We start from the raw sequence: 24049 nt of genomic DNA on the forward strand, positions 1-24049 counted from the left end.
GGAACGTTCTTTGCAGGGATGGTCCGCACGGCACTTTCGTCGTCTGTTCTGAACGGACCGCGTAAAAGTATATCGGAAAGTTCGCCATGATCAGTGTTTTTGAAATCTTCAAGATCGGCATTGGACCTTCCTCTTCTCACACGGTCGGTCCAATGAAGGCCGCTGCGGAATTCGTCACTGAACTGGCTATGCTGGCGGATGAGGCGGTTCACCCCCTGCACGTCCGCGCCACGCTTTATGGGTCCCTGGCCTGGACGGGAGTGGGTCATGCTACCGATCGGGCTGTTATTCTCGGCTTGGGCGGACTGCATCCCGATAGGGTCGACCCGGATGAGGCCGAGGCCGTTCTTGCGCGTGCGCGTGAAACGCATGAGCTTGGCCCGCGTGGCTGTATTTTCACCTTCGATCCTGACACGGACATCGTCTTTGACAAGGAAACGATCCCTCCCGTCCATCCGAACACGCTCCAGTTTCTCGCCACGGATGGGGAAGGAAAGGCTGTTCTGATCCGGCGTTACTGCTCGATTGGTGGTGGTTTCGTCGTGCCTGAAGACAAGAACGCGGAGGCAGTGCCACAGAACGTCAATGTGCCGTTCGATTTCCGCAGCGGCGCACAGCTGCTGGCCTGCGCGCGACGCAGTGGCCTCAGTATTCCCGAGATCGTGCTGGCCAATGAGAGCGTCCTGCGTCCCGCGGAAGAGGTTCTGGCCTATGTGGATCGCATCATTGACGTGATGATGGCGTGCATTGACCGTGGGATGATTACGGAGGGAGTGCTGCCCGGTCGTCTCGGCGTGCAGCGGCGCGCACCGGCCATCCGTGATCGTCTGGAGGCAGATCGGTTCCGCAATGTTCGCACGGCCCATGAGATCATGGACTGGGTCAGTCTCTTCGCCATTGCGGTCAATGAAGAGAACGCGGCGGGTGGGCGCATCGTCACCGCTCCGACAAATGGTGCGGCTGGTGTCGTCCCCGCTGTGCTCAGGTATTATCGTGAGTACAGCGCAGGGGCATCACGAGCCGGTGAACGTGATTTTCTGCTGACCGCCGTCGCTATCGGCGGCCTGTTCAAACGGAATGCCTCCATTTCCGGTGCGGAGGTAGGTTGTCAGGGGGAGGTGGGCGTTGCCTGTTCCATGGCGGCGGCGGGTCTGTCCGCTGCTTTGGGAGCCGGCGCGGCACAGGTTGAGAACGCGGCGGAGATCGGAATGGAGCATCACCTCGGCATGACGTGCGACCCTGTGGGGGGGCTGGTGCAGATTCCGTGCATCGAACGTAATGCTTTCGGAGCGATCAAGGCGATCAATGCGGCTTCGCTGGCCATGCGCGGAGATGGTTCGCATCACGTTTCTCTCGATGACGTGATCAAGACAATGTATGAGACCGGAAAAGATATGAGCAGCCGCTACAAGGAGACCTCGCTTGGCGGTCTGGCGGTCCGCTTTCCCGAGTGCTGATTCGTTTCTATTATCATTATGATATAAAACGATAAAATCGTAAGTAAGCCTGTAAGTTGAAGCCCTTTAATCTTTTGGGTTGGACAGTTTCACATCAAAGTCGTTACGATATAAAAATATGTCGTAATTCGGAAATTAAAATTTTCTAAAAGTCGCATACTGAGCGTGTTGAACCAGAGTCGGCTCGGGAAGGAAACACCGTCATGTCCGGTCAAACAGAAGAAATGCTCAAAACACTCCTTGCCCGACGCAAGCCGGGTTTCGCTCTTGAAGCACCGTTCTACACGGATGAGGACATCTTCAATGAAGACATGAAGCATATTTTCGGTCAGCACTGGATTTATGTCGCCGTCGAGCCGGATGTTGCCGAACCTGGTGACGCAATAGTCGTCAATATCGGAAAATCTTCCGTGATCATCACGCGCGACGATGATGATGCGATTCGGGCTTTCCATAATGTCTGCCGTCATCGTGGTGCCAGGATGATTCCCGAAGGCAAGACGATGATCGGAAACATCGTCTGTCCCTATCACTCATGGACCTACGGGATTGATGGCGCGCTGAAATTTGCCGAGCATATGGGGGAAGATTTCGACCCCAAATGTCGTGGCCTGAAAAAGGTGGCGGTGCGTTCTGTTGCCGGGCTGATCTTTATCTGTCTTGCTGAAAACCCGCCGGAAGATATCGAGGACATGGCCCGTGTCATGGAGCCGTATCTTGCGCCGCACGATCTGAAAAACACACGGGTGGCGTTCGAGTCCGATCTCATCGAGAAAGGAAACTGGAAGCTCACTCTGGAAAACAACCGCGAGTGCTATCACTGCGGTCCGAACCACCCTGAACTGACCATTCCGCTTTTTGCCTATGGCTTCGGCTATGCGCCCGGAACGCTGGATGAGGACAGTCAGCGCGACGCACAGCGTTATGCGGAACTGGCCACCACATGCCATGCGCGTTGGGAGGGTGAGGGGCTTCCGTCCCGTGAGGTCGAGCATCTTGATGATATGGTCACGGGTTTCCGGACCGAACGTCTGCCGATCGATCGCTCTGGTGAGAGCCAGACACTGGACACCAAAGCAGCCTGCAGCGTTCCGCTGGGTGATCTGAAGGACAAGGCGATCGGTGGTCTGTCTTTCTGGACGCAGCCGAATTCATGGCATCATTTCATGGGCGATCACATTGTCACCTTCGCCGTGTTTCCGCTGGACGCCAGCACGACGCTGGTGCGTACGAAGTGGCTCGTGCACAAAGATGCGGTCGAAGGCGTTGATTATGATCTGCAACGTCTGACGGAAGTCTGGCAGGCCACGAACCAGCAGGATGCGGATCTTGTCGAGATTTCCCAGCAGGGTGCGACTGATCCCGCCTTCGAGGCCGGACCTTATTCTCCTTATACGGAGGGTCTCGTTGAAAAATTCGCTGCGTGGTACATTGGTCGTATGAAAGCAGCTCTGGCATGACGGTAAACGGCGTGCTTGCGGAATTGAACGGTCTGGCTTCCGCTCCTTTATGGAATCCGGAGCGGGATGAAGTGCTTGTCTGTCGTCAGGTCATCGACGAAACGCACGATGTGAAGACATTCGTGTTTTCCGCTCCACAGGCGCGCCGTTTTTGCTATCTGCCCGGCCAGTTCATGACGTTTTCTCTTCCATGCGGCCCATCGGGAGAGGAGATAAACCGAAGCTATACACTTTCTTCCGCGCCAACCCGACCGGACCGCGTGTCGATTACCGTAAAGCGGGTGGAGAAAGGTCCAGTTTCGAACTGGCTGCACGATACTCTGCAACCGGGGATGGAAGTAAAGGTTGCGGGACCGGCTGGAGAGTTTACCTGCGCTGACAGTTCATCGAAAAAATTTCTTTTTTTGTCAGGGGGAAGCGGGATAACGCCGATGATGTCCATGTCCCGCACGCTGATGGATCTCGGTGGGGAGGCGGATGTGGTGTTTCTCCACAGCGCCCGTAGCCCCGATGATCTGATTTTCGCGCGGGAACTGGCGCTGATGGAGCAGCGCTGGTCCGGCTTTCGCGCTTCCACGGTCTGTGAGAGCGATACGCCCTCCGTTCGCTGGACGGGGCTGCGCGGACGGCTTGTCGCTCCAATGCTGCCATTGATCGCTCCTGATTTTCTGGAGCGCGAAGTCTATGTCTGCGGTCCTGCGCCCTATATGACGGCGGTTCGTACGCTGCTTGCAGACAGCGGTTTCGACATGACCCGCCATCACGAAGAGAGCTTCGATTTCGCCACGCTGATGCAGGGCGAACTTGAAGATGCTTTCGCGGCTCCGGAGCCAGGCGAGACGACATACAAGGTGAACTTTACAAAAAGCCGTCGTGAGATCGAATGCGGCGCGGACACCAATATCCTTTCCGCTGCCCGTGCAGAGGGGATGCGTGTTCCAGCCTCCTGCGGAAAAGGTCTGTGTGGCACCTGCAAGTGCAAGCTTGTGTCAGGTACGGTGGAAATGAAGCACGAGGGCGGTATCCGCCAGCGTGAAGTCGATATGGGCATGATCCTGATCTGCTGTTCAAAGCCCACCAGCGACGTGGTGATCGAACGCTGATCATGTCTGCTTCGCCTGATCTCAGCAGCTTCCGATGCTTCGGTTTCCTGACGCTGTCAGGCTATTCGATGATCGCCGTGAGTAACGCCATTGAGGCGCTGCGGATGGCCAACAGGCTGGCAGGCGAGGAAATCTATATCTGGTCCGTGCTGTCACTGGATGGGGATGCTGTTCTGTCCAGTAACGGTCTCTCGCTCACTCCGACCCACTCCGTAAAGGAAGTGTCCCGCCCGGATGTTGTCTTTGTCTGCGGCGGTGTAGATGTCCGTGCCGCGACAGGCCCGACATTGCTGACATGGCTGCGGCAGCAGGCCCGTCAGGGTGTTGCCCTCGGTGCGCTCTGCACCGGCACGTTCGCTCTTGCGGAAGCGGGGCTGCTTCGGGGCTATCGCAGCGCCATACACTGGGAAAACCTCTCTTCGATCCGCGAGGAATTTCCGGAAATCGACATCACCGACGATCTTTTCGTCATCGATCGCAACCGGTTGACCTGCACGGGCGGTCTCGCGCCACTCGATATGATGCTGAAAATCATCGCTTCCCGTTACGGTATGGCGCGGGTCAATGAAATCTCCACGCAGTTTCTTCTTGACCGCGACCGGTCGGGTGATGAGCGGCAGCCGATACCGGTACCTCCGGGAACACCGGAAGCGATGGCCAGAGCGCTCAGCCTGATCGAGCGGGAGAGTGACAGGCCGCTGCGGATCGAGGAGATCGCCGGGGCCGCCCATCTGTCGGTGCGGCAATTGGAGCGGATTTTTCGTCGCCACGCAGGCGTCACGCCGGCCGCCTATCTCGTCGGAGTGCGTCTGGAACGCGCCCGCCGTCTGCTCCGTCAGACGACGATGTCGGTCACCGATATCGGAACGGCCTGCGGCTTTGTGTCCAGCTCGCATTTCAGTTCAGCCTATCGCAGCCGCTTCGGTTGCCCGCCACGTGACGAACGGCGGCGGAAAGAAGGCTCCCCCAGACAGACTTCAACCATGGATATGTCCGCATGAGCTCCAATATCGAAGCCCTGTTCAAGCCTCTGCGGATCAGAAACATGGTGATCCGCAACCGTGTCATGAGCACGAGCCATGCGCCGGGCTATGGCAAGGACGGCAAGCCGCAGGAGCGCTATCAGCTCTATCACGCCGAGAAGGCGAAGGGCGGCATCGGCCTGACCATGTTCGGAGGCTCGTCTTCGGTCGACCATGACAGTCCGGCCACCCCCTGGAATCAGGTCTCCGTCGTTGATGACAGCGTGATTCCCTTCTTTCAGCAGTTCTCGGACCGCGTGCACGGGCACGGTGCGAAACTGATGATCCAGATCACCCATATGGGGCGGCGCACACGCTGGGACACCGATGCGTGGCTGCCGGTCATAGGCCCATCTCCGCGTCGTGAACCGGCTTCCCGTTCCATGCCGAAGGAAATGGAGATCGAGGATATCCGTCGTGTGGTCAGGTCTTTTGCCGATGCGGCCGTGCGCTGCAAGCAAGGCGGACTGGACGGGCTGGAAATCTCCGGCGCACATGGTCATCTGCTTGACCAGTTCTGGAGCCCGTCCGCCAACGATCGTGTCGATCAGTACGGTGGGTCGCTGGAAAACCGCATGCGGTTCGGCGTTGAGGTGCTCACGGCCATCCGTGAGGCGGTGGGCGAGGATTTTGTCGTCGGCATGCGGATGTCGGGCAACGAGATGCTGCAGAATGGCCTGTCCCAGCAGGATTGTCTGACAATCGCGACCGATTATGCGTCACGCGGGCTGGTGGATTTCGTCAATGTCATCGGTGGGCAGGCCCGTGACGAGATGTCGCACGCCGTCAGCCTGCCGAACATGTCATTCCCGGTTGCGCCGTTTCTGCATCTCGCCAGCGCCATCAAGCGTGAAGCCGATGTACCGGTGTTTCACGCCCAGCGCATCATGGACGTGGCGACGGCAGCCCGCGCCATAGCGGAAGGGCATATCGATATGGTCGCCATGACCCGCGCCCATATCGCGGACCCGCATATCGTGAACAAACTCGCGGCAGGGCGTGCGGACGATATCCGCCAGTGTGTCGGTGCGGGTTACTGCATTGATCGCATCTATGTCGGTGGTGACGCGCTCTGCCTGCAAAACGCCGCGACGGGACGTGAAGCGACCATGCCGCACGACGTTCAGCCGACGACGGGAACGAGGCACAGGGTCGCCATCATCGGTGGCGGTGTGGCCGGACTGGAAGCCGCCCGCGTCTGCGCCCTGCGCGGTCACAGTGTCGTGCTGTTCGAACGTGAGAACGAGACCGGCGGGCAGGTCAATCTTGCCGCGAAAGCGACATGGCGTGAGGCGCTGACAGGGATCGTGCGCTGGCTGGACGGGCAGGTGCGCAAGCTGGGTGTCGATGTGCGCACGGGCGCCGAGGCTACCGCCGAAATGGTGCGTCTGGAAAAACCGGATATTGTCATCGTCGCCACCGGCGGCAGCGCATGGCGGGGCGAGTTTGAAGGCGCTGACCTCATTCACACCACGGTGGATGTGCTATCCGGCGCCGTTAATCCTTCAGGCAGTGTTCTTCTGTTTGACGAAATGGGTCAGCACAATGCCGCTTCCGTGGCGGAGGTCATGGCGACGCGTGGATGCTTTGTGGAAATGGCGACACATGACCGTCTGATCGCGCAGGAAGTTGGCACGACCAACCAGCCGATCCATCTGAGGGAGATGTACAAACTCGGTATCGTCATGTCACCGAACATGGAACTGCGGGAAGTCACCCGGGAAGGCAACCGTCTGGTCGCTGTCCTGCGCAACACCATGACGGACACGGAAGAAGAGCGTCTTGTCGATCATGTCATCGTCGAGTGCGGCACCCTTCCGCGTGACGCGCTCTACATGGAACTGAAGGAAGGCTCCACCAACCACGGGCAGACCGATCTTCCGACGCTTTTGCAGGGACGGACGCAACCCGCCGTCGAGGGACTGAAAAGCGGCGAATACGCCCTGTTCCGCATTGGTGACGCCGTGGCCGGACGCAATATTCATGCGGCGCTTTATGACGCGCTCCGTCTCTGCAAGGATTTCTGAGCGTGGCCGGGAGGACAGGTCTCCTCGCATCCGGACTTGTCTGGGGTATGGCCGCCGCGCTTGCAGCCTCCGCTGTGCCGATGGTCCAGCGTTGGCGTAAAGGCACGTCCAGCCCGAAGGATATGATCCGAGGGCTCGCCGCCGTGCCGCGGCGCTATCTCGTGGACGTCCACCATGCCGTCGAGCGTCGCAAGGGTGCCGCTCCGATGCATGCGCTCGTCGCGGGTGGAACGCTGGCCGGTTCTGCGGCTCTCGCGGCCGGTGTGATTCCCGCGCTGCGTGAAAGCCGCCTCTACTGGTGCGGTGTCGCCGTATTCTTCGTCACGGCCATTGGCGGCACGTATCTGGTATGGAAACGCCGCAATCCGAAGAAGCCGTCCTGGCTCTCGGGAGGCAGGTTCCTGTGGTTGCCCAACGCTCTGCTGGCGTGGAATCTCGGTGGCGCTCTTGTCGCGCTGGTGCATGTCGCCATGCCGGGAAAAACAGGTGTTGCGTTCGTGCCGCTGGCCATGATGGCCGCCGGTGGTGCGGGACTGGTCGTACAGGTGGCGCGCGGTCCGATGCGGCATGCGTTCTCCGGTGTAACATGGCTGGCGGCCCACTCCCGACCGGAACGGTTCGGCGGCGGTCGCAGCACCGATCTGCGACCGCTGGCTCTCGCGGCTCCCACGCTCGGCACGCTTGTTCCCGGCGATTTTGCGTGGAATGTCCTCGCATCTTTCGATGCGTGCATTGAATGTGGACGGTGCGAACAGCATTGTCCCGCCTTCGCCGCCGGGCAGCGACTGAACCCGAAGGCGCTCATTCAGGGGCTGGCGCTGTCCGCCCGTGGTGAGGACGCCAGCGCCTATACCGGCTCGCCCGCGCCGCACGCGCCGCCGACGTCGGGCAAGGGGAGCATGACCGGCGCGATCATCGGCGCGGACGCGATGATCCATCCCGATACGCTGTGGGCCTGCACCACCTGCCGTTCATGCGTCGAGCAATGTCCGATGATGATCGAGCATGTGGACGCCATCGTCGATCTCCGGCGTGGCCAGACGCTGATGCTGGGTGAAGTGCGCCCCGGCGCCGCCGATGCGCTGCGTCGTCTGCGTGACACAGGTGAGTCCGGAGGACGTCCACTTTCCGCCCGTGCGGATGGGCTGGCGGGCGAGAATGTTCCGGTTCTCACCGAAGAGGACGAGACGGACGTGCTGCTGTGGCTCGGTGATGGCGCGTATGAACTGCGCTATGCCCGCACGCTGCGTGCACTCGTGAAGCTGCTGCGTCTGGCGGATGTGAAGTTCGCCATTCTGGGCGAGGCTGAACTGGACTGCGGCGATCTGGCGCGTCGTCTGGGCGATGAGGCGACCTTTCAGGATCTGGCCACGGAAGTGATCGGCACACTGAACAGCCGTCGTTTCCAGCGGATCGTCACCGCCGATCCGCACGCGCTGAACGTGTTGAAGAATGAATATCCGGCGCTCGGCGGCAAGTGGGAAGTGGTGCATCACACGACCTTCCTCGACGAACTGGTGAGTGCGGGTCGTCTGAAACTCAATGCGCGTGATCTGCCGTCCGTCGCCTATCACGATCCCTGCTATCTGGGTCGCTACAATGGCGAATTCGATGCGCCACGTCGCCTGCTGGCCGCAGCCTGCAAGACGACCGTCGAGATGGAGCGTCACGGCAGGCAGTCCATGTGCTGTGGCGGCGGCGGCGGCAATCCGGTCAGCGATGTCGATGCCGAACTGCGTATTCCCGACATCCGGATGGGGCAGGCTACCGAAGTCGGTGCTGCGATTGTCGCGGTCGGATGCCCCGGCTGCACGGCCATGCTGGAGGGTGTGCCGGAGCCGCGTCCCGAGGTGAAGGACATCGCCGAACTCGTGCTGGAAGCGGTGGTGCCCGCATGAGCGCGCTCCGTCTCCGTCGGGATCCGCGTGCCGAACGGGCGGCCCGCCTTGTGCCGGGAAACGGGCGGCTGCGTTATGACATGAGCGCCACGCCGGAGGGGCCGATGACCTCGCCTTCCGGTCGCCTGCGGCGTGATCCGCGTGCGGAGAGGCAGCGGCTTCTGACGACGGGGCGGGATGGGAGAGCGCGTCTGGTGCGGTCTGGTCTTGTCGGCCAGATGGCGGGAAGTGCGACGTCCACTGCGCCTGTCGTGAAGAAAATCCGTGTCGAACAGCCGGAGTTTTTCATCATCGTTGTGCCTGACCTGCCTGAGGGTCGGCTCGACCGGTCGGATCGTCAGGTGCTGGGCGCGGCCCGCAAGCTGGCGGATGCCGGAGGCGGCGCGGTCGTGGTCGTCGGTGAAACTGTCGATGAAGCGTCGCTTGGCGTGGCAGGGGCGGATCGTTTTGTGCCGCTTTCGGGTGAGACCGATCCTGATAGGCGGGTGGCGGAACTCGTCGCCGTGATGGATGCGCTGTCGCCACGTCACGTTCTCCTGGCGGAAAGCGAGGAAGGTGCGGACACGGCGCGGCGTCTTGCGGCCCGCACCGGTCTTGGTCTGCTGCCGGGCGTCGAGGTTCTGGGACCGAAACAGATAATTCGTCCCTGTGGCGCGGGACGTCAGGAATGGGTCGGTGGCCTCGCACCCCTGATGACGCTTGCGCCTGATCGTGTGCCCGCATGGGAAGGCGACGCGCACGAAATCCTGCCACTGGAAGAAACGGTGGAAAAGCCGGGACCGAGGTCTGCGCGCATGACGGTGGGCGCAGTCATTCCCGCCGATCCGGCCACCATGAATCTCGGGGATGCGCCGTTTGTCGTGTCGGCGGGACGGGGTGTGACGGATTTCGCAAGTTTTCGCGCCACTGTGAAAGCTTTGCACGCAACGCCGGGTGCGAGCCGCGTGGTGTGCGACAGTGGCGACATGCCGCGCTCCACGCAGGTTGGTGCGTCCGGCACGATCCTCGACGCGCTGTGCTATGTCGCGCTGGGCATTGCCGGAGCGCCGCAGCATCTTCAGGGACTCGGGCGTGTGGAACATGTCGTGGCGGTCAACACCGATCTTCACGCGGCGATGGTGGCCCGCGCCGGTCTGGCCATCATTGCTGACGCGCAGGTCGTCATGCCCGCGTTGTGTGACGTTCTCGCCGCCGAATATGGGGAGAAAGGCGCATGAAGGCTGTCATTCTTCTGTCCGGCGGGATTGATCCTGTGTCGGGGCGTCCTGCGCCCGTGCCGGGAGAAATCCGCGCCATTGGACTGGCCCGCGCGCTTGGCGTCACACAGATGATCGGCCTGCATGCCGGACCGGCCAGCCCGGTTCTGTCGGAATATGGCGGTTATGGCCTCACGCACATTCTCTGCCTGAAGGGGGGGGAGGCCAATCCTGTTCAGGCTCTGGCCGACGCGGTGAAAACCCATCCCCTGTTTGCTGATGGTGAGCCGGATCTCGTGCTGGCCGCTGCACGCGGTCGCGGTGGTAGTGACACGGGTCTGTTGCCCTATCAGCTTGCGCAGGCTCTTGGATGGCCAATCGCGTCGGATATTGGCGCGACCATGGAGCAACCGACTGTCGGTCAGCTTGCCCTTGCGCAGTTTCGTGCAAGAGGTGCGATCAAGCCTGTATCGGTTGCGCTGCCCTGTGTCGTCACCGTTCCGGAGACCGCCCGTTGCGTTCCCGCTTTCGTGTTTGCCCGTCAGCGGGAAACGTGGGTGGACGAGCAGGTCATTACGGTTCACCCTGCTTCTGCTGAGGAGGCAGGCATGCTTCGTGCCTATCGCAGGCGTCCGAAACTGATTTCGGGCGCATCGAAGGATAGCGGAGGCGGCCAGCTTATGGTCGATCCCGAGCCGTACGAGGCTGCGCGTGCGATTGTCGCGCATCTTCGTGCTCTGGGTGTTCTACCCAATGCCGGTCAGGCTCCCGAAGCCTGATCATTGAAGTAACAGAGAAAGAAAGAGAAAAGCGCAATGGACGTAAGAGCCGCGGTAGCGTTTGAAGCCGGCAAGCCACTGGAGATCGAGACGGTCCAGCTCGAAGGCCCGCGCGAGGGTGAAGTGCTGGTCGAGATCAAGGCGACCGGTCTGTGTCATACGGACAAGTTCACGCTGTCCGGCGCTGATCCGGAAGGTCTGTTTCCCGCCATTCTGGGGCATGAAGGCGCTGGCATCGTCCGTGAAGTCGGCGCAGGCGTGAAGCACCTGAAGCCGGGCGATCATGTCATTCCGCTTTACACGCCGGAATGCCGCGAGTGTAAATCCTGCCTGTCGCAGAAGACCAATCTCTGCACCTCGATCCGTTCGACGCAGGGAAAGGGGCTTATGCCAGACGGCACTTCCCGCTTCTCTTTCAAGGGACAGCCGATCCATCATTACATGGGTTGCTCGACCTTCGCGAACTTCACGGTTCTCCCTGAAATCGCGCTGGCGAAGGTGCGTGAGGACGCGCCGTTCGACAAGATCTGTTACATCGGCTGCGGCGTGACGACCGGCATCGGTGCTGTCCTGTTCACAGCCAAGGTCGAGCCGAACTCCACGGTCGCCGTGTTCGGTCTGGGTGGCATCGGCCTGAACGTGATTCAGGGTGCGAAGATGGTGGGCGCCGAGAAGATCATCGGTGTGGACATCAACCCGGCCCGCGAGGAAATGGCCCGCAAGTTCGGCATGACGCACTTCGTCAATCCGAAGGAACTGCCGGATGGCGATGTCGTTGGTCGCATCATTGAACTGACGGGCGGTGGCGCTGACTACACTTTTGAGTGTGTCGGCAACACCACCCTGATGCGTCAGGCCCTTGAATGCGCCCATCGTGGCTGGGGTGTTTCCACGGTGATCGGCGTTGCCGGCGCCGGGCAGGAGATCAGCACCCGTCCGTTCCAGCTTGTCACGGGCCGTCGCTGGATCGGCTCGGCGTTCGGCGGGGCGCGCGGTCGGACCGATGTGCCGAAAATTGTTGACTGGTACATGGAAAACCGCATCAATATCGATGACCTCATCACGCACAAGCTGCCGCTTGAGAAAATCAACGAAGGCTTCGACATGATGACGCGCGGTGAGAGCATCCGCACTGTCGTCGAATTCTGAGGAGCAGGACATGACCCTGACAACAGCATCCAAACACGTCTGCTGCGGGGGTGAACTCGGTTTCTACACGGTGCAGTCGGAAGCTCTCGGGCTTCCGACCACTTTCGGCGTCTTCATTCCTGAAGGCGCGAGCAAGGAAAAGCCGGTTCCCGTACTGTATCTGCTGGCGGGGCTGACCTGCACGCAGGATACATTCCTGATCAAATCGAACATCGTTCGCTTCGCGGCAAAGCACGGGATCGCTCTGGTGGCGTGCGATACGTCTCCGCGTGGCGCGAATGTGCCGGGTGAGACTGATAGCTGGGATCTGGGTGTAGGTGCGGGTTTCTATCTGGACGCCACGCAGACACCCTGGCGGGCGCATTACCGGATGGGCACGTTCATCAATGAGGAACTGCCGAAACTGATTGCCAGCCAGTTTCCGGTTGATCCGACACGACAGGGTATCTGCGGTCACTCGATGGGTGGTCACGGTGCGCTGGTCCATGCACTCCGTTCGCCTGAGAAATGGAAGTCCGTGTCGGCGTTCGCACCGATCGTGCATCCTGCCGCCGTGCCATGGGGTGAGAAGGCTTTCACCGCCTATCTCGGACCGGACAGGGCGGTATGGGCGAAGCATGACGCCACGCTGCTTCTCAAGGCTGGTCACACGCATCCGACCACGATCCTTGTGGATCAGGGTGATGGGGATCAGTTCCTTGAGCGTGAACTCCAGCCATGGCATCTGGATGAGGCTGCGAAAGCCGCAGGCCAGAAACTGACGCTGCGTCGCCATGCCGGATACGATCATTCCTACTGGTTCATTCAGACCTTTATCGAAGATCACATGGATCACCATGCGAAAATCCTGAAAGGGGCCTGACGTTCAGATCGCAGGAATATCCGTCAGCAACAGGACGGATTTTTCCTGCGCGATGACCGTGAAGGATTCACAGTTTTCAAAAGCGGCTGCATCTCCCTGCAACAGGACGGTGTTGTTGATCGTGACATGCCCCGAGACGACGATCAGATAAAGATCGCGCCCCGGCGTTGTCTGGTAGACAGCGCCTTCATTGGTCGGAAGAGTTGCTCTTAACAGACGGGCGCGGGTTTGCAGGGCAATCGGGGAGCCGTCCGCAACGGTCTCTCCTTCTTCGGGATCATCTTCCGGAAAACCGGAGGCGAGGATACGGAAAGCGCCGTTCTGTGTTTCGGGGAAGGCCCGCCGGACTTCCTGACTCGGCTCACTGTTGTCCTGATCCGGAAGCAGCCAGAACTGCAGGCAGTCCGCAGCATCCTGTTCAGCGCTCCAGTCGAGAGAGACGCATCCCTGGCCGGTGCTGGCAAGGTGCAGATCACCCGGTTTCAGATTTTCAGAAGAAAAATCATCAATTCTGGCGGTCAGTGATCCACGCTCGACCCATGTAAGGATCTCCACGTTGGATTCAGGTCCGGTCTGGTAATGCTCTCCGGAAGGCAGCGTCAGGAGGTTTACGGCCCGCAGACTCCCTTCATGAACATGCGCGGCGTCCCGCCAGTCCGCGAAAGCGAAATGACACCGGAGCGTTATGCCGCCGGAATGTGCTTTGCCTAGCGATTCAGACCGCCGGATCGTCATTCTGACCGCATTCATGAGGGCGTTTTCCTGTTGGCTGACGCCGGGTAGATGGTTTCCCAGCCGCCTCCAAGCGCACGGTAAAGCTGGGTGACAGAGACCGCCACGCGTGCTGTCGCATCAACCAGCGCGCTCTGGGAGGCCAGAAGGGCATTCTGAACGGTCAATACGTTCAGGAAGTCGGATGATCCCTGTACATACTGCGCTCTGGCTGTTTCCACGGCAATCTCGTTTTCGTGAACGGCTTCCGCCAGCCGGTCGCGCTGGTTCTGGGCGGCGGTGAAAGCAGCCATGGCGTCGTCGATTTCCTGCCATGCTTTCAGGGTGGTGCGCTGGAAGAGTGTGGCGGCTTCCTGCTGCTGCGCCTTTCTCAGACGAAGCTGTCCGGTCAGACGGCCGCCTTCAAAGATCGGCAGCGTGGCGGTCGGACCGAAGCCATATTGCCGGGACGCCCACGAGCCCAGTCCGCTGAACTGAAGCGCCTGCACATCCAGACTGCCGGACAGGGTGACACGTGGAAAGAAGTCGGCGATGGCGACGCCAATATTGGCCGTTGCCGCATGCAGACGTTCGGAGGCCATGCGAATATCAGGGCGTCGTTCGGCCAGTTCCGATGGCAGACCCGCCGGCACTTCCTCCGGCACAGGTGGGACAGCGGCAGGCTTGCCCAGTTCCGCATTCAGCGCGCCCGGTTCACGCGCTACAAGGAAACTCAGCGCGTTAAGCAGATGGATTTCCTGACTTTTCAACGGAGACAGGCGGGCTTCAAAACTGTGAAGCTGCCCGGTCGCCTCGGCCACATCCAGCCGGGTCGCCGCACCCTGTTCGAAGCGTAGCGTCGTCAGCTGCGTACTGTGACGGGCGATGTCGATATTGCGGTTCAGGATGCCAATCTGCGACTGGGTGGCGCGGAGGTCGATATAGTCCTGCGCCGTCTCAGCCATCAGCGAAACCAGCACGTCGCGCTGCATCTCCTGAGTGCCGTGCATGGCGGCCGTCGCGGCCTCGACCTGTCTGCGGACATGACCCCAGAGATCGACTTCCCACGAGGCGTTCAGACCGTATTGCGGCAGATTGAAGGACGGATTGCCGATACTGCCGGGGAGCGCAACAGGCCCGAAACCCTGTGTGCCGCTCGCAATGCTTCCGGCCTCTGCCCGCTCCATCGCGCCCATCAGACCGAGGATACCATTCGTGCTGGCGCGTTCGCGGGCATAGGAGCCGTTGGCTTCCATGTGCGGGAACTGCGCGGCGCTGGCGATGCGTCTTTCCGCCGTGCTTTCCGCCAGACGGAATGAGGCGGCTTTCAGGTCGAGGTTCGAGGCCGCGACGTCGTTTTCCAGACGGGTCAGGACCGGGTCGTTGAACAGAGTCCACCAGGCCGGATCGGCGGAGGCTGTCGTGACCCGGCTTTCGGCGACGGGCAACGGAGTACGCCATTTTTCCGGTGTGGCTACCTGCGGCTTGTGAAAGTCCGGTCCGACCGTGCATCCTGCCAGAGCCAGCAAGGCGAGCCCCGAATACAGAGCCTGCCGCAACGGATTAACGCCAGACATAGCGGTTATCTCCGGCATGCGGGCCTTCCGGCTTCGAGGCGGTGTCGATGTTCACCTCCACCGACATGCCGACACGCACCTTGGCGGCAAGCGGCTGGTCGGCGTCGAAGGTCAGCTTGACCGGGATACGCTGCACGACCTTGGTGAAGTTGCCGGTGGCGTTGTCAGGCTGGATCGGCGCGAAGGCCACGCCCGTCGCGGGGGCGAGGGAATCCACATGCGCTTTGAGCGGATGGTTGGGGAACGTATCGACCCAGATGGTCGCGCGCTGCCCGGTCCGGATTTTTGTCAACTGGGTTTCCTGAAAATTCGCCAGCACATAGGCCGCCTGAGTCGGCACCACGGCGAGGATGCCGGTGCCCGGATGGACGTAAGCGCCCACGCGCACGCCACGCTCGCCGACCACGCCGTCAACCGGGGCAGGGATGGTGCAGTAGGACAGGTTCAGTTCGGCCTGTTTCTCATCACCCTGCGCCCGGAGCAGGATGCCCCGCGCCCGCTCAAGCTGACCCTTGAGGACGGCGATCTGCCGGATGGCGGCGTCGACACCCGCCTGATCGCGGGCGATGGCGGCCTGTTCCTCCTTCTCATGCGCTTCGGAAGACTGTTTCTGCTCGACGGTGCCCGCACCGCCAGCCGACAGGTTGCGATAACGGGCGGTATTCTGGCGTGCGAACAGCAGGTTGGCCTGATCAGCGAGAACGGCCGCGCGGGTCTCGGCGATCACGGAGTCCTGCCGCGCCAGTTCTGCTTCCAGATTGGTCACGTCGCCCTGCGCGGCCATCACATTGCCCTTCGCCACGTCGAGGGCGGCGCGGTAGTCATCGTCCTCGATATGGGCCAGTTCCTCGCCCGCGTGGACCTGTTCGTTGTCCTGCGCGATCACGCGGTCGATGCGCCCGGCGACCTTGGGCGCGACAGTCGTGAAGTCGGCGGTCACATAGGCGTCGTTGGTGTACTGGTTGATCCCGTCGCCGTTGACGAGGCGTGCCCCGCCCCATGCGATGCAGGCCAGCACCAGAGCCGCGCATCCGGCATAGAGAAGAGGTTTTTTATAGATCATGACGACTGTTTCCGGATTCAGCGGGCTGGAGCGTTGGGTGAGGGTGCGCGTGGCGGATAGACGCGGTGCGGCAGGAGTAGATTCATGACGGCGTAACCGAGGCAGACCCAGATCAGCACGTAATAGATGTCGTTCAGCGCCAGTACGAGCGCCTGCTCATGCACATAGGTGTGGAAGACCTGAAGCGAATTGCGGGCGACATGGGCGCTGTCCGGCGACGTGACCGAAAGCTGCTGGTTGATCGGGTCACCCATGCCCTGCAGGGCGAGACCGTGCGTGCCGTGGTGATCGAGCAGCATGGTCGAGTGGTACTGCTCGCGGCGACGCGTGGCGGCGGAGAACAGCGCGAAGGCGACGGCGTTGGCCAGTCCCTTGAGCATGTTCACCATGCCGGAGATGAAAGGGCCGTCCGCCGGTCCCATGGCCATCGTCGCCAGCATCAGCGTGGGGATGACGGTCATGGGCTGGCCGAAGACCTGAAGGATCTGCGGCAGGTAGAAATTGTCCCGCACCCAGTCCACCGTCAGCCATGTGCCAAGATATGCGGAGCCCGCGAGGCAGAGCATCCCGCCCGCCAGCACGAAGCGGCAGTCCACCTTGCGGCTGTTACAGATGGCGGCGATCAGCGGCAGCATGATGAGCTGCGGCAGGGCCACGACCAGGGAGACGGGGGCTGCCTGAGTAGGCCGGTAGCCGCGCACGGCTTCCAGATAGGTCGCCGGGATTTCGGCCATGATGGAACAGATGGCGAGGATACCGACCAGCGACAGCAGTGCCGCCTGAATGTTGCGGGATTTCCAGTACTGGACGCGGAAATACGGGCTTGGGTGATACGCCTCGTTGATGACGAACACGATGAAGGCGGCCAGACCCCAGAAGGTCAGGTTGGTGATGATGGGAGAGCGGTACCAGTCCAGCCGGTCGCCCTGATACAGCACGATGACCAGTGAGCAGATGGCGGGCAGGCCGACCAGAATGCCGAACCAGTTGAAGCTTTCGAACCGTTCGAAATGCATCGGGTCTTTCGGCAGGCCGTAGGCCATCATGGCGATGGAGAGCGCCGCCGTGGGGATGATCTCCCAATACAGCCAGCGCCAGCCGACATGCTCGAACAGGAACGCCTCCAGCGGCAGGCCGAGATTCGGGCCGAAGGTCGCGGTCATGGCGTAGCCGCCGATGCCGAACACGCGGAGCGGTGGCGGCAGGTATTTCAGCATGACGGTCATCAGCACCGGCGGCAGGCAGCCGCTCGCGAGTCCCTGAAAGGCGCGCAGGATGCAGAGCGATGTGACGTCCGGCATGAACGGAGCCGGGATGGACAGCAGCGCGAGGATCGCCGTCATGAAGATGGAGAAGCGGTAGATCGAAAATGTCGTGTAGAACCAAGGCGTAAAGGCCATGGCGGCGATGTTGAACGCCTCGTAGATGGCGATGACCCACGTGCCTTCATCGTGACCGATATGCATCGCGCCACGAATGTCAGACAGGCCGATTTCGGTGACATGCTCGTTGAAACCCGCCACATGCACCGCGAGAAGCATGCCGAGGCAGCCGATCACGGTCCGCAGGCCGAACGGCGGGATGTAGGATGGCATCGGCGGTGCGGCGTGGATGATGGGGGCGCCGGTTGCCGGTGCGGGAGTTGCGCTGGTCATGGCAGTGATAATCAGCAGGAATCCGCCGGTGAAAACCCACACTTCGGATAGGTGATGATTCCACTTTATGGAATGGTTAGTGCTGGTCGCTGCGCGGAACGAAGTCTATATCTGGAAGGATGCGAGGTTATGATCTTGATTTGCTACGCTACCTTCAGGTCCTGATCGAGGAGGAAAGCGTCTCTGCCGCCGCACGTCGCCTCAGGGTGAGTGAGCCGGCAATGAGCCGTCATCTGGCCAAGCTGCGCACTGTCTTTTCCGATCCCATCCTTGTTCAGTCCGGACGGCGGATGACGGCGTCTTCCTTCGCCGCGGGTATTCTGGACCGTGTGCAGGAGGTCGTGCGGGCGGCTGACAGCCTGATCGAGACGCAGGTCATGGCCGATCTGGCCAACATGGAGCCGATCTTCACCATTCGCGCCAACGATCTGATCGTCGCCGCGCTCGGCCTGCCTTTGTTGCGCGCGCTGCGTCGGGAATGCCCGAAATGCGAGATCGTCTTCGCGCCGGAAGTTGATGATCCGGCGTCAGATCCCCTGCGCCACGACAGTATCGACCTTTATATTGGCGCGACCGACAGCATGAAGCCCGAAATCCGGAGGCAGACCCTGTTCCGTCACCAGATGTATGGACTCGTCCGGAAAGGCCATCCCATTCTGGCCGAGCCGGTCACGCCGCAGAGCATGGTGCTGTACGACTATATCAGCGTGTCCCGACGGGGCAGGGCGCGCGGTCCGATCGACTGGGCCTTGCGTGACCATTACGGACTGACGCGGCGTATCGTGATGGTGGTGCCGAACTATCATGCCATGGTCGAGAGCATGAAGGATACGGACCTTATCCTGGCGGTGCCTGATATGGTGTTGCAGCATATCTCCATGGACGCACTTGGTCTGGCGGCTTTCGCGTTCCCCCTGTCTCTACCCTATATCGAAGCGTTTCAGGCGTGGCACCCGAGGCGGGATACGGACCCGGTGCATCGGTGGATGCGCGAGACGCTGTTCCGGGTCTCGCGAGGCATTTTCACGAGTGAGTCGTCTGGCGGGCGGGTCAACGGTTTATCGCCCTCCTGAAAACGGTCGGAAGAGCGATTTACAGGGGCGATGACAGAGTGCGTCTCAACCTCTCACGATAACAGCTTACACCATCTGTTGATTTGGTAATGGCAACCCTTCATGCGGGTATACGTCATATTTTGTTAGAAACTTGTGGATAGAGCGAATGGCTGGATCGTTTGATTTTGACCTGATTGTTATCGGCAGCGGTCCTTCAGGTCGGCGTGCCGCCGTGCAGGCCTCTAAATTCGGGCGATCGGTATTGATCATCGACAGGCGCGGGCAGTTGGGCGGTGTTTCCGTCCACACCGGGACCATTCCGTCAAAAACCCTGCGAGAAACGGTGCTCAACCTGACCGGTTGGCGCGAGCGGGGGATTTACGGGATCAACTACCGGGTCAAACAGAACATCGGGGCGCAGGATCTTGGTATGCGCCTCGGCAAAACGCTCCAGGACGAGGTGGATATTCTGGAACATCAGTTTGTTCGGAATGGCATTGTCGTTGCCTATGGTGCCGCCAGATTTGTGGATGCTCATACAGTTGAAATTGAAGATGACGAAAAAAATCACAGAAGAGTGAGCGGTAAAGCGATTGTCGTGGCGGTGGGGTCGGTTCCTCACCGGCCTGAGAATATTCCGTTCGATGGAAAACGTGTCATCGACAGTGATGGCATGGTCAGTCTGGATCGTATCCCGCGTTCACTGACTGTCGTTGGAGCGGGTGTGATCGGCATCGAATACGCCACCATTTTCAGCGCACTGGATGTGCGTGTCACCATTATCGACCAACGGGAACATATTCTGGATTTCATTGATCATGAGGTAGTGGACGAGTTCGTTCACCAGTTACGTGACCAGAGCATCAATTTTCGTCTTGGCAGCGCACTTGAGTCCATTGTGATCGAAGCCGAACAGCCGGTCGCCATTCTGGAAGGAGGGCGACGCGTCCGTGCTGATGTGCTGCTTTATACCGGCGGGCGTCAGGGAGCGACGGGGGACCTCAATCTGGCGGCTGCAGGGCTTGAGGCAGACAGCCGGGGGCGTCTCAAGGTGGACCCCGTTACATTCCAGACCAGCGTGCCCAGCATCTATGCAACAGGAGATGTGATCGGCTTTCCTGCTCTCGCTTCCACGTCCATGGAGCAGGGGCGGATTGCCGCCTGCCACGCCTGTGGACAGTCCGTGCCTCCCGCACCAAAGTTTTTTCCATATGGAATCTACTCCGTTCCTGAAATTTCCATGGTCGGGATGACGGAGGAGGAGGTTCGGAAAAAGAAAATCCCTTACGAAACCGGTATTGCCCGTTTTCGCGAGACGTCCCGTGGCCAGATCATGGGAGAACGGGGCGGTTTCCTTAAAATCATCGTCTGCCTTGAAACTCACAGGCTTCTTGGGGTGCATATTGTCGGAGAGGCCGCAACAGAGTTAATTCATATTGGTCAGGCTGTTCTGAACTTTGATGGAAGTTTCGAGTATTTCATAGAGGCGACCTTCAACTATCCTACCTTTGCCGAAGCTTACAAAAGCGCGGCTCTGGATGTATGGAACCGCATTACGCCCCGTCATGAAGAGGGAGGGGAGGCGCCGCCGGTTTCTCCGGTTGAATCGGCGCCGCGCAGGGTGAAGAAAGTAACGGCGGAGAAGGAGTAGGCCGTGGTTTTATCTGCGAATACAGGAATAACTCCTTATGGTGTCAGCAAGTCATGAAAAAGGCTTTGATGAATATTTTTCGACAAGATCCGAGTGGAGTTTCCTTTTGAATGAAATGAAACCTGACGTTTTTTATTATCGATGTGCGGTTTGAAAGAAACTAGAGCAATTCCACTGAACTCTGACCCAGTGGAATTGCTCTAATTCATTGTTTATCGAGCATATTCACCAGTTCGAATGTGTCTATTCAAACTGGATATGCTCTAGACAGGATTACAAGGAACCGCATGAGAAATTATGGGAAACCATTCTGCTTTCCCATATCAGCCAGATTCAAACAACCTTACGCCCGCCCGTTCACGGGATCTGAGGTCCGTCAGAAGAGGAGAAAGGGAAAGCGGGAACTGTTCGCCGCGCCCTTTCACAGAACTTGGTGAATGACCGAACATGGTCTTGAACTGGCGTGAAAAATGCGCGCAATCGGAAAAGCCTGTTTCGATGGCCACCTGAGTGATCGACATTTCTCCCTGCGAAAGCAGAGACCGGGCGTAGCGCAACCTGATCATCCGGTAGAAAACCGCAGGGCGGATGCCGAGAACCGACTGGAAGAGCCTTTCGAGCTGCCGTGAGGAAATACCAAGCCGTTTTGCAACAAAGCTGATCGGGAGCGGATCGATCATATTCTGTTCCATTTCCATCATGGCGCGTCTGACACGCTGATCGACAACATGCTCAATGTCGTCACTGATCGGCGGATGAGGCTGAAGTGATGGTGTGTCACCACGACGAGGCCGGTCCAGCAGGAGAATATGGCTGGCTTTACGCGCCAGAGGTCTGCTCAGATGCTTTTCGATGAGGTGCAGTGCCAGTTCCGCCGTTCCGCCACCACCAGAGCAGGTGATGCGGTCTCCGTCTACCAGATACATCTGTTCGCTGGTGACGTGGTGATCGGGAAACTCTTCCAGAAAATCCTGACGATGATACCAGCTGACGCAGCATGTCCGCCCGTTCATCACACCGGCTCGGGCCAGTACAAAAGCACCGGTGCAGATACCGATCAGCGGTATGCCGAGGCTGGCGGCTTTCTGTAGATACCGCATGGCCACTTCGTCCACCTGCCGGCGTCCATGCAGCAGTCCGCCAACGACGGCGATATAGTCAAATTCGCTCGGGTTGATCAGGTCTGAAGTCCGGCTGACGGAAATCCCGCAACTGGCGCGAATTGATTCAGGGCGGCTGTTCATGATCTGCCAGCTGCACAGGATAGGACGACTTTTATCCTCTTTGTCGGCAGCAAGGCGAAGATGATCGATAAGCAGGGAGAAGGCCGACAACGTGAAATTCTCTGCCAGAATAATTCCGACACGAAGGCTTGGGGTTTCCGTTGGTAGCGACTGTTTCCGTTGCAACATACTGCACCTCCAGCCGTTCAAAGCCCGGACGACTGATTATCGTCGGTTTATTTGTTTTGACTTTAGAACGAATGAAGGGTCGTCAACAAATGCTTTTTCAAACTGCAGGATATCGCCGGACAGACTTGCGCAAAACCGACAGAGTGCATCTGAACCGCGACACGCATGCTCTTGGCGGAGTGCGTGTCGCCTTCATCTTGTGTCAGGCTGTGACCTGCCGCTCCCATTCCGGGAGATTGTAATAATTGGAGATTCTCGACACCTTCCCGTCACGCACGGAGAAGAATGCTCCGGCTGGCAGAAGATAGGTCTGACCCTTCGCCTCAGGCAGCCCGTCATCTGTCGAGAGATATTCTCCATGTACCATGAACTCTGCGGCGGCGCGCGTGCCGTCCTCGTTCACCATCACCGCGATGTCGGCAATGGTTTCCTTGTAGCAGCGGTCCATGCGCCCCAGAAAAGCGCGGAACGTCTCCTTCCCGACCTCTCTTCCGCCCTGATTGATGTCATGGATGACGTCGTCGGTGAGCAATGCGAGGAAGTCATCGCGGTTTCCGGCGTTGAAAGTTGCGTAGTAGGACTCGATCAGTGTCCGGGTCATAGCCTGTGTCATGGTAGATCCTGAAATCTTGTGAGAAAGCCGATGAGAGTCAATGTTTATAGATTGGGAACTGAGCACAGAGCGCCTTGACGCGTTCGTGGACGGCGTTCTCGACGGCGGCGTCCCCCTCGCCGCCGGACGCGGCCAGCGCGGTCAGAACCTCGTCGATCATCTCGCCCACCTGACGGAACTCGGCCTCGCGGAAACCACGCGCCGTCGCCGCCGGGCTGCCCAGACGGATGCCTGACGTGATCGCAGGTTTCTCCGGGTCGAACGGCACGGCGTTCTTGTTCGCCGTGATGCCCGCGCGCTCCAGAGCCTTCTCCGCGATCTTGCCCGTCACCTTCTTCGGACGCAGATCAACCAGCAGCAGATGGCTGTCCGTGCCGCCGGTCACGAGGTCGAAGCCACGCGCCACCAGCGTCTCGCCCAGCACCTTCGCGTTGGCGGCGACGGCCTTCTGATACTCGGCAAACTCCGGCTTCAGCGCCTCGCCGAACGCGACGGCCTTGGCGGCGATCACGTGCATCAGCGGGCCGCCCTGCAGGCCGGGGAACACGGCGGAGTTGATCTTCTTGGCCAGCGCCTCGTCGTTCGTCAGGATCAGGCCGCCGCGCGGACCGCGCAGGGTCTTGTGCGTCGTGGTCGTGACGATGTCGGCGTGCGGGATCGGGCTCGGATACAGGCCGGCCGCCACCAGACCGGCGAAGTGCGCCATATCGACCATCAGGAAAGCGCCGACCTCGTCAGCGATCCTGCGGAAGCGGGCGAAGTCGATGATCCGCGGATAGGCGGAGCTGCCGGCGACGATCAGCTTCGGCTTGTGCTCGCGGGCGAGGGATTCCATCTCTTCGTAGTCGAGATGGCCGTCCTGCTGGCGCACGCCATACTGCACGGCGTTGAACCATTTGCCGGAATAGTTCGGGGCCGCGCCGTGTGTGAGATGGCCACCGGCGGCGAGGCTCATGCCCAGCACCGTGTCGCCCGGCGCCACGACGGCCATGAAGGCCGCCTGGTTGGCGTTGGCGCCCGAGTGCGGCTGCACGTTGGCGAAGCCCGCGCCGAACATCTTCCTGGCGCGTTCGATGGCCAGCGTCTCGACCTTATCGACCTCGGAGCAGCCGCCATAGTAGCGGCGACCCGGGTAACCCTCGGCGTATTTGTTCGTCAGAACGCTGCCCTGAGCCTGAAGAACAGCCTCCGACACCATGTTCTCCGACGCAATCAGCTCGATCCCGTCGCGCTGACGCTCGAACTCGCTCGCAATCGCCGACGCAACTTCCGCGTCAACAGATGCCAGCGAAGATTGAAAAAAACTCTTCAATGTGTCGGTGCTCATGATCTTTGCCGTACCTTAAAAATGGAGTTCGG

Annotated in this window: 19 protein-coding genes; 12 read left to right on the forward strand and 7 right to left on the reverse strand. The window is 60.1% G+C overall.

Features of this window, described 5'->3' with window-relative positions:
* Nucleotides 1-86: 86 nt before the first annotated feature.
* The 10 genes from A0U92_RS04525 (at nt 87) to fghA (ending at nt 12953) form a co-directional block, all read left to right on the forward strand.
* Nucleotides 87-1457 carry an L-serine ammonia-lyase gene (locus tag A0U92_RS04525; protein WP_077812192.1) on the forward strand — a complete coding sequence of 457 codons (1371 nt, stop codon included), beginning with the start codon at nt 87-89 and terminating at the stop codon, nt 1455-1457.
* A 203-nt stretch (nt 1458-1660) separates the two neighbouring features.
* Nucleotides 1661-2917 carry an aromatic ring-hydroxylating oxygenase subunit alpha gene (locus A0U92_RS04530; RefSeq protein WP_077812193.1) on the forward strand — a complete coding sequence of 419 codons (1257 nt, stop codon included), beginning with the start codon at nt 1661-1663 and terminating at the stop codon, nt 2915-2917.
* Complete coding sequence (locus A0U92_RS04535; protein WP_077812194.1) at nt 2914-4020, forward strand: FAD-binding oxidoreductase; 1107 nt, start codon at nt 2914-2916, stop codon at nt 4018-4020. The genes A0U92_RS04530 and A0U92_RS04535 overlap by 4 nt, the downstream gene beginning before the upstream one ends.
* Nucleotides 4021-4022: 2 nt before the next feature.
* Entirely contained in the window at nt 4023-5021 is a 999-nt protein-coding gene (locus A0U92_RS04540; protein ID WP_077812195.1) for a GlxA family transcriptional regulator, read from the forward strand.
* The gene (locus A0U92_RS04545; RefSeq protein WP_077812196.1) at nt 5018-7069 is read left to right on the forward strand and encodes an FAD-dependent oxidoreductase; all 2052 of its coding nucleotides are present in this window, start codon (nt 5018-5020) and stop codon (nt 7067-7069) included. Before A0U92_RS04540 ends, A0U92_RS04545 begins: the two co-directional genes overlap by 4 nt.
* A gap of 2 nt (nt 7070-7071) precedes the next feature.
* Nucleotides 7072-8967 carry a DUF3483 domain-containing protein gene (locus A0U92_RS04550; RefSeq protein WP_149026376.1) on the forward strand — a complete coding sequence of 632 codons (1896 nt, stop codon included), beginning with the start codon at nt 7072-7074 and terminating at the stop codon, nt 8965-8967.
* Nucleotides 8964-10184, forward strand: coding sequence for an electron transfer flavoprotein subunit alpha/FixB family protein (locus A0U92_RS04555; protein WP_077812198.1), 1221 nt, complete (start codon nt 8964-8966; stop codon nt 10182-10184). Before A0U92_RS04550 ends, A0U92_RS04555 begins: the two co-directional genes overlap by 4 nt.
* Nucleotides 10181-10942 (forward strand): adenine nucleotide alpha hydrolase family protein, encoded by a 762-nt coding sequence (locus A0U92_RS04560; protein WP_077812199.1) that lies wholly within the window; start codon nt 10181-10183, stop codon nt 10940-10942. The genes A0U92_RS04555 and A0U92_RS04560 overlap by 4 nt, the downstream gene beginning before the upstream one ends.
* 36 nt (nt 10943-10978) lie before the next feature.
* Nucleotides 10979-12091: an S-(hydroxymethyl)glutathione dehydrogenase/class III alcohol dehydrogenase gene (locus A0U92_RS04565; protein ID WP_077812200.1), complete on the forward strand. Its 1113-nt coding sequence runs from the start codon at nt 10979-10981 to the stop codon at nt 12089-12091.
* A gap of 10 nt (nt 12092-12101) precedes the next feature.
* The gene (gene fghA / locus A0U92_RS04570; protein WP_077812201.1) at nt 12102-12953 is read left to right on the forward strand and encodes an S-formylglutathione hydrolase; all 852 of its coding nucleotides are present in this window, start codon (nt 12102-12104) and stop codon (nt 12951-12953) included.
* Nucleotides 12954-12956: 3 nt separating this feature from the next.
* Here the strand turns inward: fghA and A0U92_RS04575 are convergent, their stop codons facing one another.
* From A0U92_RS04575 to A0U92_RS04590, 4 genes are read right to left on the reverse strand one after another with little or no spacing between them, the layout of a single operon-like run.
* Complete coding sequence (locus A0U92_RS04575; RefSeq protein WP_077812202.1) at nt 12957-13703, reverse strand: pirin family protein; 747 nt, start codon at nt 13701-13703, stop codon at nt 12957-12959.
* Nucleotides 13700-15241, reverse strand: a complete 1542-nt coding sequence (locus A0U92_RS04580; protein ID WP_408736097.1) for an efflux transporter outer membrane subunit — start codon at nt 15239-15241, stop codon at nt 13700-13702. The genes A0U92_RS04575 and A0U92_RS04580 overlap by 4 nt, the downstream gene beginning before the upstream one ends.
* Nucleotides 15228-16304: an HlyD family secretion protein gene (locus tag A0U92_RS04585; protein ID WP_077812203.1), complete on the reverse strand. Its 1077-nt coding sequence runs from the start codon at nt 16302-16304 to the stop codon at nt 15228-15230. The genes A0U92_RS04580 and A0U92_RS04585 overlap by 14 nt, the downstream gene beginning before the upstream one ends.
* 17 nt (nt 16305-16321) lie before the next feature.
* Nucleotides 16322-17959 carry an MFS transporter gene (locus tag A0U92_RS04590; protein WP_077814248.1) on the reverse strand — a complete coding sequence of 546 codons (1638 nt, stop codon included), beginning with the start codon at nt 17957-17959 and terminating at the stop codon, nt 16322-16324.
* A gap of 119 nt (nt 17960-18078) precedes the next feature.
* Between A0U92_RS04590 and A0U92_RS04595 the strand changes: the two genes are divergently transcribed.
* Nucleotides 18079-19032 (forward strand): LysR family transcriptional regulator, encoded by a 954-nt coding sequence (locus A0U92_RS04595; RefSeq protein WP_077812204.1) that lies wholly within the window; start codon nt 18079-18081, stop codon nt 19030-19032.
* A gap of 148 nt (nt 19033-19180) precedes the next feature.
* Nucleotides 19181-20665, forward strand: coding sequence for a Si-specific NAD(P)(+) transhydrogenase (gene sthA, locus A0U92_RS04600; protein ID WP_077812205.1), 1485 nt, complete (start codon nt 19181-19183; stop codon nt 20663-20665).
* Nucleotides 20666-20988: 323 nt separating this feature from the next.
* Here sthA and A0U92_RS04605 read toward each other — a convergent pair whose 3' ends face one another.
* The 3 genes from A0U92_RS04605 to glyA all read right to left on the reverse strand — a co-directional run bounded on the left by A0U92_RS04605 (nt 20989) and on the right by glyA (nt 24017).
* Nucleotides 20989-22077, reverse strand: coding sequence for a GlxA family transcriptional regulator (locus A0U92_RS04605; RefSeq protein ID WP_077812206.1), 1089 nt, complete (start codon nt 22075-22077; stop codon nt 20989-20991).
* A 202-nt stretch (nt 22078-22279) separates the two neighbouring features.
* Nucleotides 22280-22690: a ketosteroid isomerase-related protein gene (locus A0U92_RS04610; protein WP_077812207.1), complete on the reverse strand. Its 411-nt coding sequence runs from the start codon at nt 22688-22690 to the stop codon at nt 22280-22282.
* 37 nt (nt 22691-22727) lie between these two features.
* Nucleotides 22728-24017 (reverse strand): serine hydroxymethyltransferase, encoded by a 1290-nt coding sequence (gene glyA / locus A0U92_RS04615; protein WP_077812208.1) that lies wholly within the window; start codon nt 24015-24017, stop codon nt 22728-22730.
* Nucleotides 24018-24049: the final 32 nt, after the last annotated feature.

The organism is Acetobacter aceti (assembly GCF_002005445.1).
GTDB lineage: Bacteria > Pseudomonadota > Alphaproteobacteria > Acetobacterales > Acetobacteraceae > Acetobacter > Acetobacter aceti_B.